This is a genomic window from Vicinamibacteria bacterium (genome assembly GCA_035570235.1).
Lineage (GTDB): Bacteria > Acidobacteriota > Vicinamibacteria > Fen-336 > Fen-336 > DATMML01.
Map to the genome: position 1 here is coordinate 1 of DATMML010000099.1, position 6,709 is coordinate 6,709.

3 protein-coding genes and 1 pseudogene are annotated in these 6,709 nt (G+C 66.7%); 1 reads left to right on the forward strand and 3 read right to left on the reverse strand.

The features are described from left to right. Positions 1-131: 131 nt before the first annotated feature. A complete protein-coding gene (locus tag VN461_18720; GenBank protein HXB56803.1) occupies positions 132-1,838 on the forward strand; it encodes a DUF885 domain-containing protein in 1,707 nt (568 codons plus the stop codon). Between the two features lie 54 nt (positions 1,839-1,892). Here the strand turns inward: VN461_18720 and VN461_18725 are convergent, their stop codons facing one another. From VN461_18725 to VN461_18735, 3 genes and pseudogenes are all read right to left on the reverse strand, one after another. Continuing rightward, positions 1,893-2,999 (reverse strand): DNA topoisomerase IV subunit A, encoded by a 1,107-nt coding sequence (locus VN461_18725; protein ID HXB56804.1) that lies wholly within the window; start codon positions 2,997-2,999, stop codon positions 1,893-1,895. Then, on the reverse strand, positions 2,999-4,561 hold the full coding sequence (locus VN461_18730) for a DNA topoisomerase VI subunit B (GenBank protein HXB56805.1): 1,563 nt from the start codon (positions 4,559-4,561) through the stop codon (positions 2,999-3,001). The genes VN461_18725 and VN461_18730 overlap by 1 nt, the downstream gene beginning before the upstream one ends. Next, positions 4,553-6,631 (reverse strand): annotated as a pseudogene (locus tag VN461_18735) (LAGLIDADG family homing endonuclease). Before VN461_18735 ends, VN461_18730 begins: the two are co-directional and overlap by 9 nt. Positions 6,632-6,709: the final 78 nt, after the last annotated feature.

The window sequence follows — 6,709 nt, forward strand, 5'->3', positions numbered from 1 at the left end:
TCAACCCTCACCGGCGTGGCGGTGGCGGCCCGCCAACCCCTCGAGTAAACTGCCCGCCCAGTCCGTGGCCGCCTCGGGCCTGCGCGAGGCTTGAGCGCGTCGGCGGAACGTCTGCCACCAGGAGAGGTTGCATGAACCTTCGCCTGTTGCTCCTGCCCGTGCTCGCTTCCCTCATCGACCCCGCCTCCGGCGCCGACAACGAGGACCCGGCCTGCGCTCTCCGCAAGCTCGCGGGCGACTACTACCGATGGCGGAACCAGGAATTCCCCGTGGCCAGCAGCGAGCAGGGCCTCCACACCGGCGACGACCGCCTCACCGACTACACGGAAGAGGCGCTCCGCGCGCGGCGGGAGAGAGTGCAAAAGCTGATCGCGCAGGTTCGGGCCCTGGCCGCCGACGGCTGGCCGCGTGACGACCGGATCGACCGCGCCCTCTTCCTGGCCCAGCTCGAGAGGGAGGACTTCTTCGATCGGGAACGCGCCGGGCCGGAGACCGACCCTCAGACCTATGTGAGCGAGTGCAGCAACGCGATCTTCTCGCTCCTGAAGAAAAACTACGACGCCCCCCGTACCCGCGCCCTGTCCGCCACCGCACGGCTCAGGGCCATGCCCGTCCTGCTCGAACAGGGGCGGCGCACGCTCACGCGGCCCGTCCGCCTCTACGCCCGCTTGGCCATAGAGTCCGCCCGTGCCATGGACGGCCTCTTCGGCGACAGCCTCATGACCCTGGCCGCCGACCTCTCGCCGGTCGAGCGCGCCGAGCTCGTGGCCGCCCGTGACCGCGCCCTTAAGGCTCTCAAGGATTTCGCACGTTGGCTGGAGGACCGTCTCCCGGAGATGACGGAGTTCGCGCCCATGGGGGAGGAGCGCTACAACTGGATGCTGAGACACGTCTACCTGCTGCCCCTGGACGCGAGGCAGGTGGCGATGCTCGGGGAGGCGGAGCTGGCCCGCTACCGCGGGCTGGAGGCCTTGCTCAAGGATCCGGCTCTGGCCGACCCCGATCCCTCCCGCAGCCCGAGCATCCCCCGGGACCAGGCGGCCTTTCTCGCCGCCTACGAGAGCCGGCAGGGGGAGATGATCCGCTTCCTCCGCGAGCAGCGCCTGGTGACCCTGCCCGCTTCCCTCGGGCCTTTCCAAATCCGCCAGCTCCCGGAGGCCTTCAAGCCCACCCGACCCGGAGGGTTCATGAACCCCCCCGGACGCTACGACCGAGACGCCAGCGGCTTCTTCTTCATCCCCACTTTCGACGCCAAGAGCCGCAACTTCTACCTGCGGGCCGCCATCGAGGACCCGCGGCCGATCCTGGGGCACGAGGGCATCCCCGGCCACTTCCTCCAGCTCTCCATCGCCCGCACCCTCACGAGCGAGATCCGCCGCGAGCACAGCGACGGGGTCTTCGTCGAGGGCTGGGCCCTCTACGGCGAGGAGATGCTCATGAGGCAGGGCCTTTACCCGGAGGGCTCAGCCGGCCAGGCCCAGGTCTTGAGGCTCGCCCGCTATCGAGCCGCGCGCATCGGGGTGGACGTGAACCTGCACACCGGTCGCTGGACGTTCGAGCAGGCGGTCAAGTACTTCATGGACGCGGGGGGGCTCGACCGGGAGGCGGCGGAGGGGGAAGCGGCGGGGGCCGCCTCGGAGCCGTCGCAGAAGATCACCTACATGGTGGGCAAGTGGCAGATCATGCGGCTCCTCGGGAAGTACCGCGACCGGGAGGGCGCCCGCTTCCGGCTGGGCGCCTTCCAGGACGCCCTGCTGGCCAGCGGCAGCTTGCCCTTGTCCGTCGTGGAATGGCTGCTCCTCGACGACCCCTCGTCCCTGGAGGCCGCCCTGCACTAGCGGCGGCGGTGCCGGCCCTCGGCCGGTCTGGCCGATGGCCCCTCGGCATACCCGCTACTCCAGCCAGTCCCGATCCTTCAGCTTCTTCGGGAGGTACTCTTCGGTGATGAAGCTGATGCCGTGCCGGGAGAGGGCCTGAATCTCGAACTTCATCCCGCTCTTGATCATCTCCTGGATCTCCCGCTGCCAGCGCGCGTGCTTGAACCAGGGATAGGCGAGCATCTGCTTGGCCCGGTTGTTGTCGCCGTCATTCATCTTGATCGAGACGTTGCTGGGCAGCTTGTACTTGTCCCGGTCGAAGGACGACAAGCCGATGAAGCGCGCGTCGGGCACGGCCAAGCGCATCGACTCGAAGGCGAGATTGATCGAGCCCTGCTTCATCACGCTGTAGATGTAGAAGCCCCAGGGGTCGTTGTCGACCAGCACGTAGACGGGCAGCTTGAGCTCCCGGTGGAGCCGCTGCACGAGCCGGCGTACTCCCCGCGGCGGCTGGCCTCCCCCCTCGAGGATGATGCAGTGGTTGCGCTTCCAGAACTTGTCCTCGTTGAAGCGGGTCCACACCGCGTCCTTTTCGATGAGGAGGACGTACTTGGCCTCATGCTTGCGGAACGTGATGACGTTCTCCTCGACGATCGAGGGCACCGCCCAACCCCCCGAGCCCATGCGGCGCAGGTCGATCGTGTCACCGGTGTCGGTGATGGTGATGGGTCCCACCATGGAGCCCTCGCGCGAGGCGAAGAGGTGCAACTCCTCACGGAGCGCGTCCAGCGTGACCTCCACGTCTTCGATGATGGGATCCGACTCGTCTTGGTCCTCGAACGTGTTCTGGTGCGTGTCGCCGAGCGTGTGCTTGGTGACGTAGTAGAGGTCGCGGATGCTCGTGGTCTTGCCCGCGTCGATCAGCTCCTTGCAAGCCTCGCTCACCAGGAAGGTCTGCATGAACTTCTTGGCCATCGACACGTTGAAGAAATAGCGCTTTTGCTTCTGGCTCCCCATCTCGACCAAGCGCTTCTTGTCGCTCCAGGTGACGTTGGCCAGGGAGCGCACCGGGATGTCGAGGAAGGGGTTCTTGCCGTTCTTGACCGTCCGTAGGACCCCCTCGGCGAGCTTCTCGATCTTGGCCGCCGTCGTCTTCGAGATCGCATCCTTCCGCGCGGCCACTACTCCTCCTCCTCGGTCTCGACGCGCGCCTTCGCCTTCCTCTTCGCTTCACGCGCTTCGAGCTCCATCGCCTTGTGCTCTTCCTTCATCTCCGCCGCCGTGACCTTGTGCGCCACCTGCAGGAACTCCTTCTTGATGGGGCCGGGCTTCGTCTTCTTGATCTTCCCGATCGCGTTCGCGACCTCCTCGATGTAGAGCTCGAAGATGCTGCGCCGCTGCGCCTGGTAGTCCGCGGCCTTCCGTTTCCTGATGAAGGTGGCGAGCTTGCGGCCGCACTCCTGGGCGGCGAGCTGGATCTCCTTCATGATGTCCGGGTAGTGGGCCACGGCCTCCTTCGACTCGCTGGTGAACGGCACCCAGACGGAGGCGATGTGGACGAGAAGGGCCATCGGTCCCACGGGCAGCGACCCCTTGGGCTGGCTCAGCTGGTAGTTGCGCCAGTCGGTGCGCACGATGCCTTCGGTGATGCCGCAGGCGCCGCGCTGGAACAGGAGGGGGACGCGGTTGGCGAAGCGGAAGAGCTCGATCGTCTTGTCGGGGGGCCAGCTCCCGCCGTAGGCGAGCCCGACTTCCACCTGGAAGGGGTTGCCCCGGTACACCTTCGGCGAGCGGGTCACCGTTGCGATGAAGTAGTTGCGGCCCTTGATCTTCTCGACACCCTCCTCGGGCGGGGCGTCGGGGATCGACGGCTGGGCGGTGTCGGGCTCCGCCCTGGCCGGCGATTTTCCGGCCGCCTTCCCCGCCTTCTTCTTGGGCTTCATCGCCGCCGAATCGAGATCGAGCTGGGCGTTCTCGTCCCCGCTCTCGCCCTCGCTCTCGATCACGTTCAGGAAGCTGACGAGCCCTTTCTTCATCAGCTCGTCCCCGATCGGGCTCAAGCAGTTCGTCGGGGGGTTCATGAGCTTCGTCTCGGCGATCGCCTTGTGCAGCTCCTCGGCCATGACGCGGGTCGCGCCGAGGACGCGCGGGCGCACGGGCTTCTTTCCCCATGGCACCCTGGCCAGGATCTCTCCCGCGGCCTGGGCCGAGACGCGGCTGAAGCTCGCCTGCAGGAAGCCGCGGACGTCGTGGCTCTTCGACTCCCGCGCCATGAGCATGAGCGCGCCCAGCTCGACGCCGTGGGGGTGCGGCTTGATCTCCAGCGCCTCCTTGGGCAGCTCGGTGGTGGCCCGCGGAAAGCTCAACGTCTCGTTGCCCGGCTGGTCGGCGTTCGCGCGCTGGGCGGCACCGACGGGCCGCGTGTAGTGGATCGTCGCGTGCGGGTTGGCGAGAGCCGTGTGCTCGACGTAGCGGTTGACGAATCGCTGCCCCTGTTGCCAGTTGGCGACGATCTCGAGCTCGACTCGCGTTCCGTGCTCCTGATGCCATTCCTCCATCGTCTCGTCGTGGGTGACGACCGGCTCGTTCTTGCGGGTGTCGAGCTGGATCTCGAAGACGTGGGCCGCCTTGCGCTTGCCGACGCGGCTCGTGACGCGGATCGGCTTTCCCGTGGTTAGCTGGCCGTACATGGCCGCCGCGGAGATGCCGATGCCCTGTTGCCCGCGCGAGTTATGGCAGGCGATCGCGCCCTCTCCGGCGACGAAGTTTTCGTATCCAGGGACGGAAAGGTCGTAGACGAAAGGGTTCTCGGAGGCGACCTGGGTCACCTCGACGACCCGTAGCAGGCAGAGGTCCGACGCAACGAACGATCCTACCGCATCGATTTCGTGCTTGAGGTCGTCGATCTTCGGAGTGGCAGCGCTGCCATCGTCGTCAACTGTGGAGAGGTATCCCCGGTTGACCAGGTGCAGAGCAAGGTGCCTGGTCACACGCCCGCCGGCCAGCCATGTGAGGTCGGCCAGCCCGTAGCTGACCCCCGGGACGACACCCATGACGATGCCGAGGGACTTGCCCGCCCCCGTCGGGCCCGTTCCCAGTCCCACTGCACGCAAAAGCGACTCTGGCTCCGAGTTGACTCGCGTACCCGCGTCCGCATCCGCTAGCACCAGCTTTTGTGCGGGGAACAAACGATAGCGATTCCTCCGGTTCCCGAGCCGGGCCCGCTCGTAGACGTGTGATGCGCCGATATCGAAGCCGTAGACGTCGAGCCTCCATGCCGTCGACACCTTGCGTCCCAAGCCGCGGTATCGAACAGGGCCGGTACGCGACGGGACCACCCCCTGCAGTAGCCACAGCATCTCGACGTCTTCGATCAGCGCCCGACTTGCGGAAGTGAGCGTCAGGACGTCACGCGTCTTCACCCGATGTCCGTCGCCGAGGTACAGGCCGTCGAGGAAGTGCTGCCGCAGGTCGCGGTCGGCGCGGAAGACGAACTCTGGCACCCTCTTGTTCCCGGCGCCACGCCCGCACCAGCCCGGAAACAGCAGGGACGTGAGACCCCCGAAGAGCTTCACACGCACCGCATTGCGAGCGTGTGCCTCGACCGTGGCCGACAGGCCGAGCGACTGCGCCGTGGCGACCACCTCCTCGACGAGGTTCGTCTCACGGGATGAGAATGTGAACCCGACTTGGCGGGCGTCGCAGTGCCCCTCCGCCACGTAGAGGCCAAGGAGGCGCATCAGAGGCTTGCTGAGCTCCCAGGTCACGGGAGTCTCGTGGACGGCGCCGTGGTGATAGGTTCGCAACCGGCTGCCGGCGCACTCCCCTTCCAGCCCGAGACGTTTCACCAGCAGTACGGGAAGGAAGCGCTTCTGACTGTATCGCGCCCACGAATCGTCGAGAACGTCGATCGTCGTGCCGTCGCGGGCGGCCAGCCGGAAGAATCGTCTCGATTTGTCCTTTCCGATCTTCCGATGCACGGTCGTAGCAGCACTCGCCAGCGCGTCGAACACCGCCTCGGGAACGCCGTAGACGAAGGCCCAGCGCGGAGCCAGATCCTCGTCACGGAGGTACGAAATGAGGTTCACGCGATCCAGACGCTCCGGCTCCGGGAGCCGCCGCGGCGCCACGATGTAGTCGCCCGCCTGCAGGGAGCGTGCCTCCACCGCCTTAACCTGGCGCAGCGCGGGGTCGTAGGTGAACAGGCTGTGGCAGCCGGTCACGCGAACTCGCTTGCCCCGTTCGGTTCTCACCTGCAGGATTTCGTTCTGCCGCCGGTGCCGAATCACGTGGGAGACGGCCCGCCAGCCGTAGCGCCAGGTGGATGGATCGAATGCCGGGACGTGGATCCCGAGCGCGCTGACGTCCTTGACCTCTTCGCCCTCCGCGAGCAGGCCGTCGACGAGCCGCCCGATGGGCAGCCGCCCGACCTTGCCGTCGCGCTCGACGAGCACGCTTTGATCGGCGGTCAACGACTGCTTCAGCCGATGGAACTTCGAGCCGTAAAGGAGCTTCCCGAATATCTTCGGCACCTCGGTCTTGACGATTCCGGGGCCGTTGTCCTGTACGACCACGAGAAAACGGCCTTCGCCCTTGGTCAGCTCGGCGTCCCTCGGCCTGGCTTCGAGGGCGAGATCGTGTACCTCGACGTGCAGCTCGGGGAGGATGCCGGCCTCCTCGCACGCGTCGAGCGAGTTGTCGACGGCCTCCTTGATGGTGGTGAGGAGCGCCTTCGAGGGGTTGTCGAAGCCCAGGAGATGGCGGTTCTTGACGAAGAACTCGGAGACCGAGATCTCCCGCTGCTTCTTGGCCAGAGACTCGGCGGTGGCGCGCGAGAGGGTCTGGGGGGCTTCGGTTTGAACCGGCCCCGCCTTGGCGGCGGGGCCTCCCGG

Excerpts from the sequence above, each read along its gene's own strand:
- VN461_18720 (HXB56803.1), top strand. The coding sequence starts at position 132 with ATGAACCTTCGCCTGTTGCTCCTGCCCGTGCTCGCTTCCCTCATCGAC.